The organism is Henriciella algicola (assembly GCF_003576245.1).
GTDB classification, from domain to species: Bacteria; Pseudomonadota; Alphaproteobacteria; order Caulobacterales; family Hyphomonadaceae; genus Henriciella; species Henriciella algicola.
In genome coordinates, this window is sequence record NZ_QWGA01000007.1 from 135213 (window position 1) to 155303 (window position 20091).

19 protein-coding genes are annotated in these 20091 nt (G+C 59.8%); 9 read left to right on the forward strand and 10 right to left on the reverse strand.

Features of this window, described 5'->3' with window-relative positions:
• The first annotated feature begins 25 nt into the window (after positions 1 to 25).
• Complete coding sequence (locus D1222_RS10345; protein ID WP_119454193.1) at positions 26 to 1264, forward strand: serine hydrolase domain-containing protein; 1239 nt, start codon at positions 26 to 28, stop codon at positions 1262 to 1264.
• Entirely contained in the window at positions 1261 to 1536 is a 276-nt protein-coding gene (locus D1222_RS10350; RefSeq protein WP_233348674.1) for a DUF3253 domain-containing protein, read from the forward strand. Before D1222_RS10345 ends, D1222_RS10350 begins: the two co-directional genes overlap by 4 nt.
• 7 nt (positions 1537 to 1543) lie before the next feature.
• Here D1222_RS10350 and D1222_RS10355 read toward each other — a convergent pair whose 3' ends face one another.
• A complete protein-coding gene (locus D1222_RS10355; protein WP_119454195.1) occupies positions 1544 to 2332 on the reverse strand; it encodes an enoyl-CoA hydratase/isomerase in 789 nt (262 codons plus the stop codon).
• Between the two features lie 141 nt (positions 2333 to 2473).
• Here D1222_RS10355 and D1222_RS10360 point away from each other — a divergent pair, with 141 nt between their 5' ends.
• Positions 2474 to 3907, forward strand: coding sequence for a coniferyl aldehyde dehydrogenase (locus tag D1222_RS10360; protein WP_119454196.1), 1434 nt, complete (start codon positions 2474 to 2476; stop codon positions 3905 to 3907).
• Between the two features lie 143 nt (positions 3908 to 4050).
• On the forward strand, positions 4051 to 5157 hold the full coding sequence (locus D1222_RS10365) for a sensor histidine kinase (protein WP_182481948.1): 1107 nt from the start codon (positions 4051 to 4053) through the stop codon (positions 5155 to 5157).
• A 10-nt stretch (positions 5158 to 5167) separates the two neighbouring features.
• Here D1222_RS10365 and D1222_RS10370 read toward each other — a convergent pair whose 3' ends face one another.
• Positions 5168 to 6706 carry a DEAD/DEAH box helicase gene (locus D1222_RS10370; RefSeq protein WP_233348675.1) on the reverse strand — a complete coding sequence of 513 codons (1539 nt, stop codon included), beginning with the start codon at positions 6704 to 6706 and terminating at the stop codon, positions 5168 to 5170.
• 216 nt (positions 6707 to 6922) lie between these two features.
• Positions 6923 to 7528 (reverse strand): superoxide dismutase, encoded by a 606-nt coding sequence (locus tag D1222_RS10375; protein WP_119454199.1) that lies wholly within the window; start codon positions 7526 to 7528, stop codon positions 6923 to 6925.
• Positions 7529 to 7630: 102 nt separating this feature from the next.
• Between D1222_RS10375 and D1222_RS10380 the strand changes: the two genes are divergently transcribed.
• Together D1222_RS10380 and D1222_RS10385 are read left to right on the forward strand one after the other, a co-directional pair.
• A complete protein-coding gene (locus tag D1222_RS10380) occupies positions 7631 to 8242 on the forward strand; it encodes a squalene/phytoene synthase family protein (protein ID WP_182481949.1) in 612 nt (203 codons plus the stop codon).
• Positions 8243 to 8359: 117 nt separating this feature from the next.
• On the forward strand, positions 8360 to 11254 hold the full coding sequence (locus D1222_RS10385; protein ID WP_119454201.1) for a M16 family metallopeptidase: 2895 nt from the start codon (positions 8360 to 8362) through the stop codon (positions 11252 to 11254).
• 38 nt (positions 11255 to 11292) lie between these two features.
• Here the strand turns inward: D1222_RS10385 and D1222_RS10390 are convergent, their stop codons facing one another.
• The 3 genes from D1222_RS10390 to D1222_RS10400 all read right to left on the reverse strand — a co-directional run bounded on the left by D1222_RS10390 (position 11293) and on the right by D1222_RS10400 (position 14875).
• Positions 11293 to 12939, reverse strand: coding sequence for a DHA2 family efflux MFS transporter permease subunit (locus D1222_RS10390; RefSeq protein WP_119454202.1), 1647 nt, complete (start codon positions 12937 to 12939; stop codon positions 11293 to 11295).
• Entirely contained in the window at positions 12936 to 14096 is a 1161-nt protein-coding gene (locus D1222_RS10395) for an HlyD family secretion protein (protein WP_119454203.1), read from the reverse strand. Before D1222_RS10395 ends, D1222_RS10390 begins: the two co-directional genes overlap by 4 nt.
• Positions 14097 to 14197: 101 nt before the next feature.
• Positions 14198 to 14875 carry a nitroreductase gene (locus D1222_RS10400; protein WP_119454204.1) on the reverse strand — a complete coding sequence of 226 codons (678 nt, stop codon included), beginning with the start codon at positions 14873 to 14875 and terminating at the stop codon, positions 14198 to 14200.
• 186 nt (positions 14876 to 15061) lie between these two features.
• Here D1222_RS10400 and D1222_RS10405 point away from each other — a divergent pair, with 186 nt between their 5' ends.
• The 3 genes from D1222_RS10405 (at position 15062) to D1222_RS10415 (ending at position 17544) form a co-directional block, all read left to right on the forward strand.
• Positions 15062 to 15847: a TerC family protein gene (locus D1222_RS10405; RefSeq protein WP_119454205.1), complete on the forward strand. Its 786-nt coding sequence runs from the start codon at positions 15062 to 15064 to the stop codon at positions 15845 to 15847.
• Between the two features lie 12 nt (positions 15848 to 15859).
• On the forward strand, positions 15860 to 16315 hold the full coding sequence (locus tag D1222_RS10410) for a DUF983 domain-containing protein (protein WP_119454206.1): 456 nt from the start codon (positions 15860 to 15862) through the stop codon (positions 16313 to 16315).
• A gap of 95 nt (positions 16316 to 16410) precedes the next feature.
• Positions 16411 to 17544: a hypothetical protein gene (locus D1222_RS10415; protein ID WP_119454207.1), complete on the forward strand. Its 1134-nt coding sequence runs from the start codon at positions 16411 to 16413 to the stop codon at positions 17542 to 17544.
• A gap of 30 nt (positions 17545 to 17574) precedes the next feature.
• Here D1222_RS10415 and D1222_RS10420 read toward each other — a convergent pair whose 3' ends face one another.
• From D1222_RS10420 to D1222_RS10435, 4 genes are all read right to left on the reverse strand, one after another.
• On the reverse strand, positions 17575 to 17955 hold the full coding sequence (locus D1222_RS10420; RefSeq protein ID WP_119454208.1) for a hypothetical protein: 381 nt from the start codon (positions 17953 to 17955) through the stop codon (positions 17575 to 17577).
• A 147-nt stretch (positions 17956 to 18102) separates the two neighbouring features.
• Positions 18103 to 18774, reverse strand: coding sequence for a nitroreductase (locus tag D1222_RS10425; RefSeq protein WP_119454209.1), 672 nt, complete (start codon positions 18772 to 18774; stop codon positions 18103 to 18105).
• A 69-nt stretch (positions 18775 to 18843) separates the two neighbouring features.
• On the reverse strand, positions 18844 to 19215 hold the full coding sequence (locus D1222_RS10430; protein WP_147371860.1) for a hypothetical protein: 372 nt from the start codon (positions 19213 to 19215) through the stop codon (positions 18844 to 18846).
• A 160-nt stretch (positions 19216 to 19375) separates the two neighbouring features.
• A complete protein-coding gene (locus D1222_RS10435) occupies positions 19376 to 20032 on the reverse strand; it encodes a lipid-binding SYLF domain-containing protein (protein WP_119454211.1) in 657 nt (218 codons plus the stop codon).
• Between the last annotated feature and the right edge of the window lie 59 nt (positions 20033 to 20091).

Genomic DNA, 20091 nt, shown 5'->3' on the forward strand with positions numbered 1-20091 from the left:
ATCACGCCAGAAGGAAGCGGACCACATGTCAGAAAATGAAGATGGTATTCAGGCATCCGATGTCGGCCTGAGTGAAGAGCGGCTCAACCGGATTCCGGAATTCTTTGCCGACAACTATCTCGACACCGGTAAACTGCCTTGCGTGGCAACGCTCGTGTCGCGCAATGGTCAGATCGTACACGAAGCTTATCGCGGCCGCGATGAGCTTGATGGCGGCAATCCAATCGGTCCTGATACCATCTTCCGCATCTATTCGATGACCAAGCCTATCACATCGGTTGCGGCGATGATGCTGTTCGAGGAGAGCAAGATCCGTCTTGATCATCCAGTTCACAACTACATTCCGGAATTTGCTGATACAGAAATGTGGGTGAAGGGGACGGTCGATGATTATGAGACCCGCAAGCCCCTGCGTCCGATGGAAATACGTGACCTCTTCACGCACACATCAGGGCTGACCTACGGCTTCCTGATGCAGCATGAAGTCGATGCCCTCTATCGGCGTGAGAAGATTGCACGCCCTGACGAGAGCCTCGAAGAAATGTGCAAGCGGCTGGCAAAGCTGCCGCTTCTCTTCTCGCCCGGCACGCGCTGGAATTATAGCCATTCCACCGATGTGCTCGGCCGCGTTGTCGAAGTCGCATCAGGAATGAAGCTGGATGAGTTCTTCCGTGAGCGGATTTTCGAACCTCTAGGCATGGTCGACACAGACTTCTTCGTACCGAAGGAGAAGATCCATCGTCTCATGGCCTGCTATTCCCGCGACCCGCAGACCGGCAAGATCAGCGAAAGTGACGGCAAGGGAGAGGCTTCGCGCGCCTATCGCCATCAGCCGCCGCTTCTCAATGCGGGCGGCGGACTTGTTTCCACGCTACGGGACTATCACAAATTCTGCCTGATGCTGCTTCATGGCGGCGCGCTTCACGGCACGCGGCTGCTCAGCCCGAAAACGGTGGAGTTCATGCGCATGAACCATTTGCCGGACAATCGCACGATCAAGCAGATGGGGGACAAGACCTTCTCCGAGGCGCGCATGGAAGGAAACGGCTTTGGTCTCGGTGGCAGCACGATCGTGAATGTCGCCGATTCCATGCAGCCCGGATCGATCGGCACGTTTAGCTGGGGCGGTCTCGCCAACACCTTCTTCTGGATCGATTATGAAGAAGAGATGATCGCGATCCAGGCGACGCAGATGATCCCGTCAGGTTGCTATCCGCTTCGCCCGCAATTCCAGCAACTCGCCTATGCAGCCATCGAGTGGTGAGCGAGGAAGACCGTAAGCGGCGCCAGAAAGCGTCACTCGATGAGCTAATCATCGAACTCGTGTCTGAGCGCGGCGCAGACAAGACGGTCTGCCCGTCTGAAGTGGCGCGCGCCAAGCGCGATGAGAACTGGCAGCAGCTCATGGGCGAGATCCGCGTGCGCGCGGTGAAACTCGCCGATGCGGGTCAGATTGCGATCTACAGAAATGGTAAGCCGGTAGACCCCCATGACTTCAAAGGGGTCTACCGGCTCGGTCTCCCGGGTACGCAGTAGTGCGCGCTTAGGCTTTCTTGAAGTCTGCCGGGCGCTTCTCGAGGAAGGCTTTCACGCCCTCTGCAAAGTCTGGTGAGCGGCCAGCCGTGCGCTGTGCAAAGCGTTCAGCCTGAAGCTGGGCGTCGAAGTCGTTATCTTCCGCCTGCCAGACGAGGTCGCGGATCAGCGCCAACGCCGTGGTCGGACCATCTGAAAGTTGCTTGGCGTATTTCTTGGCTTCGTCGAGCAGGCTGTCATCAGATACAACGCGGTTGACGAGGCCCCATTCGAGCGCCTGAGCGGCTGGGATCTTCTCGCCGAACAGGGTCATCTCCATGGCGCGGGCACGGCCAATCGCGCGGGTGAGGAGATAGGTCGAGCCGCCATCCGGGACGAGGCCGATGCGGCGGAAGGCCTGAAGGAAATAAGCGCTCTCGGCGGCGACGATGAAATCGCCTGCCAGAGCGATGGAGCAACCAACGCCTGCAGCTGCGCCATTCACAGCCGTGATCACCGGGTGAGGGTGGGTGCGGATCGCCTTGATGAATGGATTGTAGAGCCGGTCCAACTCACGGCCCGCATCTGGCTTACGCTCAGATTTCCCGCCGCCCATATTGCCGGACAAGTTCGCTCCAGAGCAGAAGCCCCGACCATTCGCGGTGATGATCGTGCAGCGCGCTGCGTCACCGGCTTTTTCGAGCGCCAGGCTCATCTCGTCGACAGTGTCGACACCGGCGGCATTCATGGTTTTCGGGTCGTTGAACGCGATGATCGCGACATCGTCCTGGACCTCGTAAGTGATCTTCTCAAAGCTCATCGCAGCTCTTCCTCCTGTAAGATTTGAAGGCGACTGTAGCGTGCTGCGATGACAGCAAAAACCGTGACGCCGGGGCAATCTTTGGATTGGGCGCCAGTTCCGGTACACTACACTCTAATCATATGGGTCTAGGAGGAAATCATGGCACTTGAAGGCGGACCAGGCGAACTCGGTACGATCCTCGCAAAACAGAAGGCCGCGCACCTGCGCGATGGTATCCCGTCGGTGGAAAAGCGGATCGACTGGCTCGACCGTTCGATCGACCTCCTCACGACCCATGGTGACAAGCTGAACGAGGCCATGCGCGAAGACTTTGGTCACCGCTCCGTCGATCAGTCCAACTTCACGGACATCGCTGGCTCCATTGGTGCGCTCAAGCATGCCAAGAAGCATGTGAAGACCTGGATGAAGCCGGAGAAGCGTTCGACCGACTTTCCGCTTGGGCTGTTCGGTGCAAAGGCGCGCATCCAGTATCAGCCGAAAGGCGTCATTGGCGTCATCAGCCCGTGGAACTTTCCGGTGAACCTCACCTTCACGCCGCTTGCTGGCGTGTTTGCGGCCGGCAACCGCACCATGATCAAGCCGTCGGAATTTACAGAGCGCACCTCTGAGCTGATGAAACAGCTCTTTGCCGAATACTATTCAGAAGAAGAGGTCGCAGTCGTGACGGGTGGGCCGGACGTCGGCGCGGCTTTCTCGAAGCTTGCCTTCGACCATCTTCTCTTCACTGGCGCGACCTCAATCGCCTACCACGTCATGCGCGCGGCAGCTGATAACCTTGTTCCTCTGACACTGGAGCTAGGCGGCAAGTCGCCCGTCATCCTCGGCGAATCGGCAGACCTCGAAAAGGCTGCCAAGCGCATCATGGCGGGCAAGACGCTCAATGCCGGCCAGATCTGCCTTGCCCCAGATTATGCCTTCGTGCCGAAAGCGAAAACTCAGGACTTTATCAAGGCCGCCAGCGCCTCAGTTGAGAGCATGTTCCCCACCGGTATCAAAGACAATGAAGACTACACCTCCGTCATCAATCAGCGCCATTTTGAGCGCCTGAACGGTTATATCGACGACGCCCGCTCAAAAGGCGCCGAGGTCATCAATCTGAACCCGAAACAGGAAGACCTGACCCAGCAGCCGCATCACAAGATTGCGCCGACCATCATCGTTGATCCAACCGATGACATGAAGGTTATGCAGGATGAGATCTTTGGGCCGATCCTGCCGATTAAGACTTACGGCTCTACCCAGGAAGCGGTGGACTATATCAACGCCCATCCACGCCCGCTTGGCCTCTACTATTTTGGCCAGGACGCCGATGAGCGCGAACACGTCCTGAACAACACCACTTCAGGCGGTGTCACCGTGAACGACGTCATTTTCCACGTCGCACAGGAAGACCTGCCATTCGGCGGCGTCGGTCCATCTGGGATGGGCAGCTATCACGGCGTCGATGGCTTCCGCGAATTCAGCCACCGCAAGTCGGTCTATACACAGGTTGGACCGGATCTGATGGCAATCGCGCGTCCCCCTTATGGAGAGAAGTACCGCAAACTGGTTGCTGGACGCCTCAAGAAATAGGCCCACGCGCCAGCGCGCCCCTTGAGCAGAGATGGGCCGGAACGCGCGTTTCGGCCCTTTTTTGCGCGCCTAGGTAGTTTCACTATTTTCATTTTTGCGGGATGCTGTTCTATCTCGCCGCTCAGCCACAAGGAATTCGGCGCTTGGAGAATAACCGGGAGAAAATCCAGCTGGCCGTGCTCGACCAGCTAGGCGAGGGCATCATCCTCGCTGACAAGGATGGCAAGATTGTCACCGTGAACCGCGCCGCCGAAGTGATTCATGGTCGCAGCGAGCTGGATGTCGAGCCGGACGACTATAGTGAAAGCTACCAGCTACTGACGCTGGATGAAGACCCATATCCGCCTGAAAAACTGCCCCTCACGCTCGCGGTCAAGGAAGCCCGCACGGTCGTCGACGTGCCGTGGAAAATCCGCCGGCCCGATGGCTCCATCGTGATTGCAGTCGGCACCGCGCGGCCGGTGTTTGGCAAGGATGGCAAACAGGTCGCGTCTGTCTTGACGATGCGGGACGAGACTGCGCGCTACCATGCAGAGCACAAGCTCAAGGACGCGCTCGAAGTGAAGGAGACGCTGCTTTACGAGGTCAATCACCGCGTCAGAAACAGCCTCCAGGTCGTCTCATCGCTGGTGACTATGCATATGCGCACGGTCGAGGATGCAGATGCCCGTGAAGCGCTCGACGCCGCGCGCCGCCGTATCGACGTGATCACCGCGACCCATCGAAGTCTTTATGAGCTTGGCACACATGACTGGGTGGACTGCTCCTATCTCCTGCCGGACCTTTGCAAGCAGATCGTCGAAACCTTTTCGGCAAAGCAGAATATCGTGCTGAAAACCCGCAAGACGGGCGTCGTCATTCTCGCGGTCAGCCAGGCGGTCTCGCTCTGCCTCGCTGTGACAGAGCTGATGATCAATGCCTGCAAATACGCCTTCAAGGGGCGGGCCGCCGGTCGGATCAATCTTGTCATGGAATGCTGCGATGATGAGCGCGTGCTCGTTAGCGTAGAGGATGACGGGATTGGTATCGAAGATGCGGACACCGACAGCCGCAAGGGTATCGGCTCCATGATTGTGAGCAGCCTGACCCAAAGCCTCGATGCGACTGTTGAGCGGGAGACGGGCCCCCTCGGCACGAAATTTACGATAAGCTTTGTGCGCACCGAAGAAGGAAAGCGTTCTGCGCTGGGTCTTCCAACCTCACCACAGAACGACCCCCTCGATCACTGGCAAAAGAACCGCCTGGCCTGACGCCGCTTCGTTAGCGCTTCAGGAAGTCGGGAATATCGTCGCCAAAGCCGCGAACGCCGTCAGAGGCTGGCTGCAGCTTGTCAGATTTGTCCGACTTGTTCGACCGGCCGCCGCGCGAAGATGACCGCGAATTGCGTGGTTTGGCGTCCTTGGCTGGACGCTCATCCTTGCGCTCTTCTTTCGGTGCGCTCTTCTTTTCTGGCGCATCATTGGTCTTGGCGTCCTGCTTCTCAGGCGCTGCCTCTTCTGACTGAACTCTGTCGCCGCCGCGCGAACGCCCGCGTCCGCCGCTGCGGCCACCGCGACCACCGCCGCCATCGCGGCCTCGGCCACGTCCGCGTCCGCGACCACGTCCGCCAGTGTCCTCGGGCAGGCTTTCGATTTCTTCGGCAAGGCCGGGCAGGTCCAGGTCCTTCACGTCCTGCTTGATGAGTTTCAGCACACCGTCCCAGGATTGCTCATCTTCAGGCGTCACGATCGTTACGCTTTCGCCCTTGCGACCCGCGCGGCCCGTGCGGCCAATGCGGTGGACATAGTCCTCATCCTTTGGCGGCGGGGCATAGTTGAAGACGTGGCTGACGTCCGGCACGTCGAGACCGCGTGCAGCAACATCAGATGCGACGAGAAGCTTGAGGTCGCCGTCACGGAAACGGTCCAGCGTCTGCGTGCGATAGGCCTGTGGCAGGTCGCCATGAATGGCGGCAGCATCAAAGCCATGCTTGTTCAGCGACTTGGTAACGATGTCGACATTGCGTTTGCGGTTACAGAAGACGATGCCGTTCTTCACTTCGCGTGATTCGATGATGCGACGCAGCGCGGTGCGCTTCGCCTTGTCATCATTGCGCGACAGCTTCACCACATATTGCGTGATCGTCTCCGCCGTTTGCGCCTGGCGTGCCACCTCGACCTTCATCGGGTCCTTCTGGAAACGCTGGGCCAGCTTGTTGATCTCAGGCGGCATCGTCGCAGAGAAAAGCAGCGTCTGGCGGCGCGGCGGCAGCAGGCCGCAGATTTTTTCAATGTCAGGGATGAAGCCCATGTCGAGCATGCGGTCGGCTTCGTCGATGACGAGGACTTCAACACCGGTCAGCAGAATCTTGCCGCGCTCAAACTGGTCGATCAGGCGGCCGGGCGTCGCGATCAGAACGTCGACGCCGCGCATCAGCTTCTGTTCCTGTTCCTTGAACGACACGCCGCCAATCAGCAGGGCCATCTCAAGCTTCAGGTTCTTGCCGTACTTCTCGAAATTCTCCGCGACCTGAGCCGCCAGCTCGCGTGTCGGCGCCAGAATCAGCGTGCGCGGCATGCGGGCCCGTGCGCGGCCACGCTCCAGGCGGTGGATCATCGGCAGAACGAAAGCGGCCGTCTTGCCGGTACCGGTCTGTGCAATGCCGGTTACGTCGCCGCCAAGGATGACTTGTGGGATAGCCTTCGCCTGGATCGGCGTTGGCGTGTCATAGCCCGCTTCCTCAATGGCCTGCAGGATTTTTGGGCCAAGGCCAAGGGCGGCAAAGGTCGTTTTCGGGGTTTCGTTTTGGGTATCAGTCAAATTTGTCTCTTTTCCGGAGATTGGATGAATTACGCTCGGGGTGAGAGCCGTCCGTATGACGGCTATGGACCGGGCGCTTTTCCATGCCCGGAAGAACATATGGCGCCGCAATAGCCGAATTTCCGCAGGTGCGAAAGGGTCTGCATGTCGCGCTAAAGAATTGGCCCGCTTCCAGACCGGAAGCGGGCCATTCGAATACTGTCGATTTAAGCTCGACTAGCTCGCATCAGCGAGGTTCTGGTTGACGAAGTCCCAGTTCACCAGATTCTCAAGAAACGCGTCCATATAGTTCGGGCGCGAGTTCTGGTAGTCGAGATAGTAAGCGTGCTCCCAGACATCCATCGTGAGCAGCGGCGTTGCGCCAGCTTCGGTCAGCGGCGTCTCGGCGTTCGGCGTCTTGCGGATACCCAGCTTGCCATCCTTCAGCACCAGCCATGCCCAGCCCGAGCCGAACTGACCGCCGCCGGCAGCCTTGAATTCTTCAGCGAACTTTTCGTAGGAGCCGAAGTCCTCGTCGATCTTCTTGGCGATCGCACCGGTCGGCTTGCCGCCGCCGCCTGGCTTCATCGAGTGCCAGTAGAAGGTGTGGTTCCAGACCTGCGCGGCATTGTTGAAAAGGCCAGCCTTGGAGCTGTCGCCAGAAGCGTCAGTGATGATCTTCTCAAGCGGCGCATCGGCGTGGTCGGTGCCTTCGATCAGCTTGTTGAGGTTATTCACATAGGCCTGGTGGTGCTTGCCATAGTGGAAGTTCAGGGTCTCTTCAGACACATGCGGCGAGAGGGCGTCGCGCGAATACGGAAGAGGGGGAAGATCAAATGCCATTAAGTCACTCCTTGTTATCTTGCTGCCTTTTTATTCAGGCGTTTGCTCACAGATATGGTTTCCATGACGCATAGTTCCACCCCGCCGACCCCTGAAATATGGTTGAATATTGATAGAAGGCTGCGGACAGGCGACGAAGACCGCTGGCTTTCGTCCCGCTATGCGCAATCAGAGGCCCGCAATGACCTGATCGCGCTCTATGCTTTCTGCTGGGAGCTTGCCCGTGTCCGCCTCATCGTGACTGAGCCGACGCTCGGCGCCATTCGCTTTCAATGGTGGCGCGATGCCCTGACAGAGCTGGAAGAGGGGCGCCCGCCGCGCGCCCATGATGTGGTGTCAGTTGTCGCGGTGATGCTGGATCGGTCCACCCTGAATACGGCTGATCTCATGTCGATTGTCGACGGCTATGAAACAGCCTTCGAGCAAAAGGACCGCGCCCTTGAGCCGGAAGCAGCCATTGCCGGCTTCGCGTCGAGAATCGTCGCGCCGTCTGTCGACCTCGGCGCTGACATCGAAAAACTCGCTCACGAATTTGCTGCGGCGCGCCGGGGCGAGGCAGTTGCGTCGCCTGCGCCTATCGTCCGCTTGCCGACCGCTGTCCTGCCTGCGCTAGCGCATTTTCGCCTGCGTAAGCTCTATGCCCGAGAGGTCTCGCCGCGTCCGTTATCAAAGCGGCTCAGCGTGTTACGGGCCGTCCTGTCGGGCAAGGTCTAAGCATCCCCAGCTTGGTGCGTGACATCGAAAATCAATAAAGCTACAGTCTTCTGATCGGCCCTTCGTCGGCCACGCGCTGCCCGCTACGGCGCATCAAACTTGATCAAAGGACACGTCATGAAGCTCAGGGCCTGCACAGCGCTTGCAACCATACTCACTCTGGCCATCGCGCCTGCGACCGTCGCCGCGCAGCAAGCTGGACCTGCCGAGGCGCAGACCAGCGTCGCAGAAGAGGTCGCCGCGGCACCTGAGTTTGAAATCGAGTTTGAGAAATTCACGCTGGAAAACGGCCTCGAAGTCATCCTGCAGGTCGACAGGTCTGACCCGATCGTCGCCTTCTCCACCGTTGTCCATGTTGGCTCTAACCGTGAGCGTCCGGGCCGGACCGGCTTTGCACATTTCTTTGAGCACATGGCGTTCAACGATTCTGAAAACGTGCCGCGCGGCTGGAACCGCAAGGCCATCCCCGATTGGGGTGGCAGCCGCAATGGTGGCACCTGGTCGGACGGGACGATCTATTATGAGGTCGTCCCGAAAGACGCCGTCGACAAGATCCTCTGGATCGACTCCGATCGGCTTGGCTACATGATCAATACGGTGACCGAAGCGGCGCTGGAGCGTGAGAAACAGGTCGTCAAGAATGAGAAGCGCGAGCGGGTCGACAATCAGCCTTATGGCTACACCCAGGAAGTCATCCGCAAGGCGCTTTATCCTGAAGGCCACCCCTATAGCTGGACCGTCATCGGTCAGCTGCCGGACCTGCAGGCCGCAACGCTTGATGACTTGAAGGAATTCTACACCGAATATTACGGGGCAGGGAATGCGACGCTCGCCATTGTGGGCGACATCGACATCGAAGAGATGAAACAGAAGGTCCAGCGCTGGTTTGGTGAAATCCGCCGCGGGCCAGACGTCGAACCGCTTACGCCGATGCCTGTCTCGCTGGAAGAGACAAAGTCCTTCTGGTTCGAGGACAATTTCGCGACGCTGCCAGAACTTCGTCTGACCTTCCCGACGGTCGCCTCCTATGACGAAGACGAGCAGTCGCTCAATGTCCTCGCGCGCCTCATCGCAGGCACCAAGAACTCGCCGCTCTACCGTGAGATCGTAGAGGAGCAGGCGCTCGCCCCGGATGTCTCGGCCTACAATAACAGCATGGAGCTCGCTGGAGAGTTTGTGTTCCGTGTACGTGCAAAGTCCGGAACGGACCTTGATGCCGTGAAGACTGCCCTCGATACCGCGCTCACCGACTTTGAAGAAAACGGCGTCAATGAGCTCGACCTGCAGCGTATCAAGGCCGAACAGGAAACAATTCTGTATAATGAGCTTTCGACGGTTCTTGGCAAAGCCAACCAGCTCGCTACGGATAATGAGTTCGCAGGCGATCCGGCCAACTCCATCCGCACGGCCGAGCTGCTTCGTGCCGTGACGGCTGAAGACGTGATGCGGGTCTATGAGACCTACATCAAGGACAAGCCATCCATCATCACCAGCTTTGTGCCGCAGGGCGAAACGGCTCTCGCGCTGGAAGGCGCCGAACAGGCCGAAGTCTGGATCGAGGATGTCCGCTCCGACGTCGCCAGCGAAGAAGTCTCACAGGGCGAAGAGGCTGACTACGAAAAGACGCCGAGCCAGTATGACCGCTCTGAGCCACCATTCGGTGAGGTACCGCTGATCGAGATGCCCGAAGTCTGGCAGGCATCGCTGGGCGAGGGCGCAGAGCTTTTCGGCATCGAGAATGATGAGCTGCCGCTGGTCACGTTCGATATTGTGTTCGATGCCGGCTCCTGGCTCGATCCGCAGGACAAGGTTGGCACGGCAAATCTCGTTGCTGAAATGCTGAACGAGGGCACGGCCACGAAGACGCCTGCCGAACTGGAGCAAGCCATCGGTCTGCTAGGCTCCGGTGTCAGCATCAGCGCTGGCGCGACCAGCGTCACGATCAGCGCCACCTCGCTTGCCCGCAACTTCGAGGAGACACTCGCGCTCATCGAGGAAATGATCTCGTCGCCGCGCTGGGATGCGGAAGACTTCGAGCGTGAGAAGTCTGCGGCCCTCACGACCATCCGCGACCGTCAGGCCAATCCGCAATACATCGCTGCTGGCGCTTTCGCGCAACTGATCTATGGCGCGAACCATCCGCAGGGCCGCTTCAGCATCGGCACCGAAGAGAGCGTCAGCGCAATCGAGCTCGATGATCTCAAATCCTACTTCGACCAGATGCTGGCCAGCGACGTGCGCATGCATATTGCCGGCGACGTCTGGCAGGCCCGCGCCGAAGCCGCCTTCGCTGGCGTCGCAGACTTGCTCTCTAATGAAGACATCGCTCGGCCTGAATATCAGGTCGCCGAACAGGATGATGAAGGCAAAGTCTACTTCATCGACGTGCCGGGATCGAAACAAAGTGTACTGAATATCGGTAAACTGATTGTCCCGACTACGGATCCTGACTACAAGCCTATCGACTTCGCCAATGAGAAGCTCGGCGGCGGTATCAGCGGCGACCTTGCCCAGGTCCTGCGTATTGAGAAGGGCTACACATACGGCGCCTATTCCTATCTGAGCGATGGTACCGAGCCGCAGACCTTCAGGATCGGCACCAGCGTCCGCGCCAATGCGACGGGCGCGTCCCTCGATGTCATCCGTGAGATGCTGCAGGATTACGGGCCGAGCTTTGACAATGACGCGGTAGAGCTCACCCGCCAGAAAGTCGTGAAGGCGAACACGCGCGCCTTCGAAAGCCTCAACGCCAAGCTCGGCATCCTGCATGAGATCAGCGAATATGACCGCCCGGTCGACTTCGTGGAGCAGGAACAGCAGGCGCTCCTCTCCATGCCGCTGGAGGAGTATCAGCGCGTGATCAGCGAATATCTCGCAGAGCCTCAGATGACCTGGGTCATCGTCGGCGATGGCGAGACGCAGCTTGAGCCTGTGGCCGAGTTTGCGGGTGGGGACGTCAACGTCCTCGATATTCACGGCCAGCCTGTCGAGCAGGCCGCCGCAGACGAATAAACTAGCGCGCGCCGGACGCCCAACCTCGTCCGGCGCCCCTATCTCGCCTGGGATGGATCGAGCCTCGGCTTCGGCATCAGGGCCAGGAAACCGAGCACGATGACGAACCAGATCCCGATGACGAGGAAGCAGTCCCGGAAAGCATAGACCGCCGCCTCATTCGAGATCTGGCGCCCTAGCTCTCCGAAAGCGGATTGAAACGCCGGCAGCTGCGGCATGCCGCTCCGCTCCAGCTCACGCGCAATCTGGACGTGCGTGTAGGAGAGCTGCGCATTCGATTCATTGACGCCGGATGCCAGATGCTCGCCATGAAAGATGAGCCGTCTCTGCAGAAGGATGGCGAGCAGATTGACCCCAAACGCCCCGCCAATCTGCATAAGGAAGGACGCACCGCCCGTCGCGGATGCCAGGAGCGGCGGCGGCACCGCGCGCACAGCTGTCGTATTGGCGGGCGGCATGCAGAAGCTGATGCCAACGCGGCTGAGGACGATCCAGAAGACCAGCGTCCAGTAAGGCGTCAGCGCCGTCACATGCGACAGCAGGAAGGCCGATGTCCCGAACGAGATAATGCCGAAGGCGAGCAGCCAGCGCACATCCACCTTGTCTGTCAGCCGCCCCGCAATTGGAAACCCGATCACCATGGCGAGGCCCGCCGGGATCATCATCACGCCCGCAGCTGTGGGGGAGTAATGCTGCACCAGCTGCACGAAGAGCGGGATCATATATGTCGATCCGTAGATCGCGATGCCGGTCGCCGAGATGACAAGCCCTGCCGACCAGAACTGCCGATAGGTGAAGATCTTCGGGTTCAGCGCGGGGAAGGGATGTCGTCGCTCCCAGAAATAGAAGGCGATCCCGGCGATGAAGCCGACCGAAAACTTTATGAGCGAGATGTCCGAATCCCAGCCATCACGATTGCCGCCCGCAAAGCCTGACAGGAAAGACACCGCTGAGACACTGAGAAGGATCAGGCCCTGCCAGTCGAGCGGTCGCTTTTCTGCCTGTTGCGCCGGGTCTGCCTTTGGCATCAGCAAGGGCGCTGCGGCCAGTGCCAGAAGGGCGAGCGGCACCGTCGCGACAAAGACCAGTCGCCAGCTCGACAGGTCCACAGCGACCCCGCCCAGTGCCGGACCAAACGCAGGCGCTAGCACGACCCCGATCGAGAAGATGCCGATCGCCGTCCCGCGCTGCTTGTCGGGGAAAGTCTGGAAGATCAGGAACATCGACATGGGCTGCAGCAGGCCCGCCGCCATGCCCTGCATCGCCCGCGCCACGATAAGGAGGGCCAGCGTGTTGCTGACCGCGCCGAGAAGCGAGCCAGCGACAAACATCAGCATACCGAATATATAGGTTGCGCGCGGTCCGTATGCGGACATCGCCCATGCGTTGGCGAGCATGGCGATTGTGGAGGAGGCAAGAAACGCCGTCGACATCCATTGCGCCTGATCCTGTCCAAGGCCGAAGGCGCCGATAATGGCGGGCAGGGCAACATTGATCGTCGTCGCCGCCAGTAGCGTCGACATGGACCCGATCAGCATGGAGAAAAGCAGGAGCCAGCGATATGACGCGCCGAACTGGGCAAATCGCTCGCGGATCGCGCTATTGGCAAGCGGCGGGATGTCAGCGGGCAGGGGCAGCGGCGCGCGAAATCTGCCCGGCCCCGGCGCTCCTGACGTGACGCTCACCCCGCATCCCCGGCTTCTGTCTTCTCGATCCGCACATACGCCATCGTACCCGGGCGCAGCGGCACGCCCGCAGCCTCCAGATCAATACGCACCGAAATGCGTTGTGTGATCTTGGTGAAGACGCCATTGGCGTTCGGGTTCGGCATCAGGGCCGCTTCAGCCAGTGTCGAATCATTGATCGCCGTCACGCGGCCTTCAAACTCGCGCCCCGGATAGCTGTCGATCTTCACGGTTACCGGCGCGCCGGGCTGAACGTGCCTGATCTCGGTTTCCTTGATATTCGCCGACACCCATGCCGCATCGGGGTCGTGCACCAAGGCCATGCGGAAGCCGCGCAGAGAATGCTCGCCGACATCGTAGAAAAGCTCATCCACCACGCCGTCGATGGGGCTGCGGATGGTGTGCTGGTCGACCACGACTTCCTGCGCCTCCACCCGCGCCTCTGCCTGGCGCAGCGCAGCGCGAAGGACCGACAGGTCGTACTCGATCAGGGCGACTTCCTCGCCCGCAATACTCGCGGTGCGCTGTTCTGCGAGCGCCCGGTCGGCATCTGCCTCTGCGCGCCTGACGGCCTGCTGCGCCGTGTCGAGTTCATTCTGCGCGCGGTCCAGCGCGGCCTGCGTCACTCGCCCGCGGGCGAAGAGATCCTCGGTGCGCGCAAAGTCGGACTGCGCGGTCTCGAAGTCCGACATGGCGGCAGCCACCGATGCGCTGGCTGACAATGTGCCGGCCCGGCGGGCGGCGACTTCGCTGCCTGCCTTGGATGTCGACAGATTGGCGCGCATTTCCTCGCGCTGGATTTCCGCACGCAGCCGGTCAGCTTCGGCCTGATACTGCGCCAGCGCGAGTTCAGCCTCGCGCCGGTCGATCTCGAAAATAACGTCGCCTGCCGCAACGCGGTCGCCCTTGCTGACGGCCAGTGTCGTGATGCGGCCCGAAATGTCGGTTGAGACAGCCACCATATCGGAGGCGATGCGCGCATCGGCGGTGGCAACATAGCCCGCACGCTCACTCAGGAACCGGAACAGAAAGATGGCAGCAAGCGCAATGACCGCCAGAATCACGGCCAGCCTTATGCGCCGCGCCGTCAGCCATGGCCAACGCCTTGAGAGACCGGACGCCCTGCCGGTTTCGGTCTGTGCGGCCCCGCCATCCATGAGCGTGTAGCCTTCCTGGTTTCCATCCCTGAAGGCTATCTAACGCCAGTTCTGACGATTGTTCGAGAGGTGACGCGAAGGCAACTCGCTTGCCCGCAGGCCTAGTCTTCGAAGCCGAGGAAGGTCGCTGCCTCGTCGACCGATTTGCGGTTCGACACGACAGAGTTTGCCGGGAACTCATCATCCGGCCAGCCCATGGCAATACAGGTCTGGATCACCTGATCATCCGGGATTTTCGCATGCTCGCGCACCACGGGGCTCTGCATAATGCCCTGGCTGTTGATGACGCAGCCTAGCCCCTTCGACCAGGCCGTGTTGACGATACAGTTCACGACGCCGCCGCAATCGAAGGGCGCGATATCGCTGCCTTGTATCGACTTGTCATAGGTCACCACGATGGACACCGGCGCGTCGAACTGACGAAAGCCGCGCAGCACCCAGTCCATGCGCGCTTCCTTGTCGTGGCGCTCGATCCCCATCACGGCGAAAAGCTGTTTCGCGATTTCGATCTGGCGCTCGCGGTGCGCGCCTTCATAGCCCGGGCCCATACGGAACTCGCGGCTGTCAGGCACGCCCGCCACATTGCGCTCCACATTGCCCTTGCGGATCTTGTTGAGCACATCGCCAGCGACGACATAGAAATTCCAGGGCTGGGTATTGAGAGAGGTTGGCGCCCGCATGGCAATCTCCAGAACTTCGCGCACAAGCTCCTTCGGCACAGGCTTCTTCTGGAAACCCCTGATGCTGCGCCGTTCGCGTACAACCTGTTCGTATTCCATGCTCAGTTTCTCCCTCGTGCCTGAATCGTCCTTGTCTGGCGCGCAAGCTAGTGTGCTACCGCTGCGGCAGCCAAGGCCTGTTCAGCGGCAAAATCTTCGCCAACGATCAGTTAGTCCCGGAAGGGTCTGGAACCCGCCGCCAGCTCAGGCCATTACTATCTCGACCTACACAACAGGGGGAAAGAGTTGGCTGATTATCTTGCAGTGTTTGCAACGCCAGAGGCATGGGCGGCGCTCGCCACCCTGATTGTTCTCGAAATCGTTCTCGGTATCGACAATCTTGTCTTCATCTCGATCCTCACAAACAAGCTTCCTGAAAAGCAGCGGCCTGCTGCGCGGCGCATCGGTATCGGCCTCGCGCTCATCCTGCGTCTGGCGCTGCTGGCAACGATCGCCTGGATCGTCGGGCTGACAGCGACGGTCTTTGACCTCGGCATTTCCGGCCCGCCGGGCGATCACGGCGAGGTCACTTTTGAAACCGCCTTCTCCTGGCGCGACATCATCCTGGTTTCTGGCGGCCTCTTCCTTGTCTGGAAGGCGACTACAGAGATCCACCACCATATCGACCCGGAGCCGAGCGACAGCGTCTTTGGTGACAAGCGCGCCAGCATTGGTTTCGCCAGCGTCCTGGTCCAGATCATCCTGCTCGACATGGTTTTCTCGATCGACTCGATCCTGACCGCCGTTGGCATGACCGATCAGGTGCCGATCATGGTCGTCGCTGTCGTCATCGCCGTCCTGGTCATGCTGCTCGCGGCGGGGCCGCTTGCGCGCTTTATCAACAACAACCCGACTGTCGTCATGCTCGCGCTCGCCTTCCTGCTGATGATCGGCATGGTGCTGATTGCAGACGGTTTCGGCGTTCATGTGCCAAAGGGCTATATCTACGCGGCCATGGCCTTCTCGGTCTTTGTCGAGGTGCTGAACCTGATCGCCCGCAAGCGCCGGAAGGCGGGCGACACCGCCCACTAGGTAACAGGCCTGATGTGCGCTCGCGCCGCACTATCGGCGCGGGCGGGCAGGGTGCATATCTATGTGATGATAACCGATCCGATCAAACGTGGCATCCAGCTTCGCTGCCCCAATTGCGGCGAAGGCAGGTTGTTCAGCCGTTATCTCGTCTTCCGAGATGAGTGTGAGGCCTGCGGCCAGGATTTCCGCTCCGCCGACACCGCCGATGGCCCAGCCTTCTTTGTGGGCTTTCTGGTCATGATCGTCTTTGCGCCGTTCTATTTCATTCTGCCAATGATCGATATGGCGTTGTGGCTGAAAATCCTTGGCTTCATCGTCCTGCTCAGCGCCATGGTCGGCACCGCGCTCGCCCTGTTGCCGATGTTCAAGGGCGTGCTGTTCAACCTCCAGCTTTCAAACAAGGCTGAAGAGGCTCAGTGGGAGAGCACGGGCAAACACGGAGCGCCGCCTCGCAACTGGAAGGGCTGATCTGCTGCAAACATTGCAGATTAGCGCCTTGCCCGGTCGCCGCAATCGGGCTCTAAATACACCCGGGACGCATTCACTAAAACCGGGACAAATTCATGAAATCGTTAGAGTACCTGCTCGCTGCGGCTGTTGCCGCAACCCTGCCGAATCTGGCCTGTGCACAGACTGACCCGCAGCAGGATCAGCAGCTATCGGCCTTCAGGACCGTCACTTACGGGCTGGAGGCGGACAATCACTGCCAACTCTTCGACTATGTTCAGCGTGAGACGATTTCCTACGTTAAATCGACCATGCTCAGCACGCTCCGGTCGCGCTACAATCCTCAGGGGCTAGAGGCTGAAGAGGCGCGCATTGTCGGCCTGGCCGCTGAACACTGGGATGGCTGCCTGCCGCGCGAACTGAGCGACAAGTGGCAACTCGCTGAACAGGCTGCGCTCTACGGCAACAGTGTGCTGGCAGCGGGCGGCGCCATACCAGAGAGGGTTCTCCCCTGCGCAATCAGCTCAGAGGGGCCTAGCCTGACCTATCCTGAATTGCTCGCGATCCGGGAAGACGTGGTCGCGCACTATGCTGACCGCGCAGACCGCCCGGCCTTTGAAGCGATGAGCGCAAGTATTTCCCATGGCATGACGGCCCAGTGCGAAGCCAACGGCTTCTCGCAAGACCTGAAGCCCGTCTACACCTGGAAGACGCAAAAGGTGCTGGCAGAGAAGACCGCAGCGGGTGAGGAAACCTCGATCACCGAATTCGGCCCGTGGACCAGCTACCGCTATTTTCCGTTCCAGGGGTTCAAAGAGTTTCTGGTGTCGGCCTATCGCACGCCAACAGGCGGGACTGGGCGTATCGTGTCGGTAGCCCTGGCCACTGAGAGCGCGTTGGGCGCTAGCGGTAAACTCTATGGGCGCGATGACGGTACGCTATCGATCGAACTGTCTGGCTCTGCAGACGCGATTGAGTTCCGCGCAGCAGGAATGGAGCCGGTCAGATTTCAGAAGACCGGCGGCACAGGCGGCAACAACTTCCTCGCCGAAGGGTCGTTTTCGCTCGATGAAGCCGCCACGCGGGCCCTGCTCGAGCTGCCTGAAGAGACGAAGCTGGCGATCTACTACCAGCCCGGCGGCCGCAATACCTGGATACAGTTCCAGAACTATTCAGATCAGGACGCCGTGCTGCCTGTGGGCCGGCTGAAGGCTGCCATCGACTGGGCCAGTGCGCCGGTGCCTGAATAGAACAAAGCGAGGGGCAGGGCGGCTTTGCGCCTACCAGCGCGGCCGTTTCGGCCCCACCATGTCCCTGAAGGCCTCGAACGTGCCGCGCGCAATCTGCGTCACGGTCGGCTTGCGGCCATGCGCGCCGCGCACGAAGTGGACACAGTTTGAGCCGGTGAGATGGTAGTCATGTCCGATGCGGCGGCTGGCGCGGTCTATTGCGGTGAAGTCACAGGCCGAGGCGCTGCGACCATGATTCCTGATTTCGCGGCCATCTGCGAATTCCGCGATCGATTGGGTGACAACGCCATGATGCCGGCGTGTGTTCGAAATGATCCGGCCATCCCAGCCGACGATGCCATAATGTCGAAGCACGCCGCCAAAGCGGACAGAGACAACATCGCCGGGCCGGAAGTCATTCTTATCGTTCATCGATAAATGCTATGCCGGTTTCTATGAGGCGTCAAGCAGGCTGATTTCGAGTGCGCTTTCAGACACTGTCCAGAAACACCGCCAGTACACCGTCACTGCACCATGATTTTCAGGCAAATAGCGGGATTTCCCGGTGGGAAAGTGTTCCTAGAAGCCCTTGAGTTCGGCAAACTCGTCGACGTCGGCCCGCTCGGCGCGAAGCTGGTTCACCGGATGGTCCGGGTCCGGGTAGCCGACAGCCATGCCGCAATAGAGCATCTCGCTCTCACCAAGCCCGAAATGCTCTTTCAGCGTTGGGCGAAGAATGCCCCAGCACTCCTGGAAACAGCTGCCCCAGCCACGCTCTTCGGCGAGCAGCGCCAGCGTCTGCATGAACATCCCAGTATGTGCCCACTGGCCATGACCCATCCGCTCATCGATCACGAAGAAGACGGCCAGCGGTGCATCGAAGAACCGGAAATTGCGTGAAAACCATTGAATTCGCTTGGCTTTATCTTCGCGAGGGATCTCAAGCTTCTCATACATCATCTCCCCGACCTTGCGGCGCCGCGCTTCATGCGGCTCCCACAGGTCCTTGGGATAGATCGGCCGATCCGTCCTCTCGCCGCGCGGGTCTTCGGCGAGCTTTTTCTGCGCCAGATCAATGACCGCCTGCTTTTCAGCACCCGTCACCGCGATCACCCGCCATGGCTGGAGGTTGCCGCCAGACGGCGCGCGCTGCGCTGTCGCCAGCCAGTCACGCACCTCATCGGCGGTGATCTGCTTGTCGAGAAATGCGCGCGTCGAGATGCGCTGATTTACGGCCTGGCTGACATCCATGGGTCGAGTCTCCTTGCTTGAGAGAAGCGGTCTAGGACAGCGACGCTGGGGAAGGGAAGAGCCTGCGCTTCAGAGGCGTGGAAGAAACAGATAGCGAAGCATCAAAATGGCGGTCGGGATGGCAATCCCGACAAGTGCGAGAGCCAGGACGAGCCAAAGCGAGGTGTCAAAGAGAAGGCCTGCGCAAAGCGCTGATATGGCCGCAACCTGGCAAATATCCAGCCAGTTCCCGTATCTTGCGAAATCGATCATCATGACAACGATCAATGCGATAAAGGGGGGAAGCAGCAGCGCTATCAACAACCAACCACCTGCGATCTGCCTCGCCTCCAGCCAGCCAAGCAGGGGTGCACAGACAAAGCTGCAGATGAAAACCGGAAGATCCCGCTTCCGCGGCGGCTCTTGGCGTGCGGTATACTGCGCGCGCAATTCGTCCGTCATCGTGGCACTGTTCAGGACCGCACCATTAGGCCCGAAAACTGGCGCGTGCTGTTCGGCATCAGTCATGCTGTGAAGTTACGACAGCATGCCGGTCATGAACACAAAAAAGAAGGCGCCCCGTCTGGAGCGCCTTCTGATCAATGAAAATGGTCAAAGCCTACTAGCTGTCGTCCATCTCCATCATGTCGTCGTCATCATGGTCCATATCGTCATGGTCCATCATGTCATCATGGTCTTCGGCTTCCGGTTCATCGTCATGCCAGATGCGCAGCGCGTTAACGCTCAGCTCTGCATTCAGGCCTTCGGCGTTGATGATGTAGATGCGCGGATCGCCGGTCGCGGCCATCGCATTCGCGTCAGCGTCGACGACGGTTGCGCCAGCTGCTGCGCCGACTTCCCATTCGTCGCCGTCCATCAGCTCATCGAGCGCGTCCTGTTCCTGGAACACGTAGACCATCTGGGACTTGTCGACGCCAGCCTGAAGGCCAACGGATGCCTTGCCGATATAGTATTGGCCGGTCGGCTCGCCATCGATGAAGAGAACGCCTTCGCCGCCAGCGCCGCCAACGATCAGGTCGGCTTTCCAGACTTCCGGGAAGACGAGCACGCCAGCTGCAGCATCAATGTCTGCGCCGCAGGTTTCTGCCACGGTGCGGCAATTGTCGAGGGTAGCTTGCGCTTCGGCAACATTCTCGAACTTATAGGCTTTTTCGCCGCCTTCCTTGTGGTTGTCGGCGAATGCCGGAGCACCTGCGAAAAGCACGGCTGCGCCAGCCGCGAGCGTAGAGTTACGAAGAAGGGTTTTTGATAGGGTCATGGCGTTCTGCCTCCTGAACTTGCGTTCACTCCGAGCCTTATTGCTCAAAGCTTGGTGTG

Excerpts from the sequence above, each read along its gene's own strand:
- D1222_RS10385 (WP_119454201.1), top strand. The coding sequence starts at position 8,360 with ATGAAGCTCAGGGCCTGCACAGCGCTTGCAACCATACTCACTCTGGCC.
- D1222_RS10375 (WP_119454199.1), bottom strand. The coding sequence starts at position 7,528 with ATGGCATTTGATCTTCCCCCTCTTCCGTATTCGCGCGACGCCCTCTCG.
- D1222_RS10425 (WP_119454209.1), bottom strand. The coding sequence starts at position 18,774 with ATGGATGTCAGCCAGGCCGTAAATCAGCGCATCTCGACGCGCGCATTT.
- D1222_RS10430 (WP_147371860.1), bottom strand. The coding sequence starts at position 19,215 with ATGACGGACGAATTGCGCGCGCAGTATACCGCACGCCAAGAGCCGCCG.
- D1222_RS10435 (WP_119454211.1), bottom strand. The coding sequence starts at position 20,032 with ATGACCCTATCAAAAACCCTTCTTCGTAACTCTACGCTCGCGGCTGGC.
- D1222_RS10360 (WP_119454196.1), top strand. The coding sequence starts at position 2,474 with ATGGCACTTGAAGGCGGACCAGGCGAACTCGGTACGATCCTCGCAAAA.
- D1222_RS10410 (WP_119454206.1), top strand. The coding sequence starts at position 15,860 with ATGTGCGCTCGCGCCGCACTATCGGCGCGGGCGGGCAGGGTGCATATC.
- D1222_RS10415 (WP_119454207.1), top strand. The coding sequence starts at position 16,411 with ATGAAATCGTTAGAGTACCTGCTCGCTGCGGCTGTTGCCGCAACCCTG.
- D1222_RS10395 (WP_119454203.1), bottom strand. The coding sequence starts at position 14,096 with ATGGATGGCGGGGCCGCACAGACCGAAACCGGCAGGGCGTCCGGTCTC.
- D1222_RS10345 (WP_119454193.1), top strand. The coding sequence starts at position 26 with ATGTCAGAAAATGAAGATGGTATTCAGGCATCCGATGTCGGCCTGAGT.
- D1222_RS10420 (WP_119454208.1), bottom strand. The coding sequence starts at position 17,955 with ATGAACGATAAGAATGACTTCCGGCCCGGCGATGTTGTCTCTGTCCGC.
- D1222_RS10355 (WP_119454195.1), bottom strand. The coding sequence starts at position 2,332 with ATGAGCTTTGAGAAGATCACTTACGAGGTCCAGGACGATGTCGCGATC.
- D1222_RS10400 (WP_119454204.1), bottom strand. The coding sequence starts at position 14,875 with ATGGAATACGAACAGGTTGTACGCGAACGGCGCAGCATCAGGGGTTTC.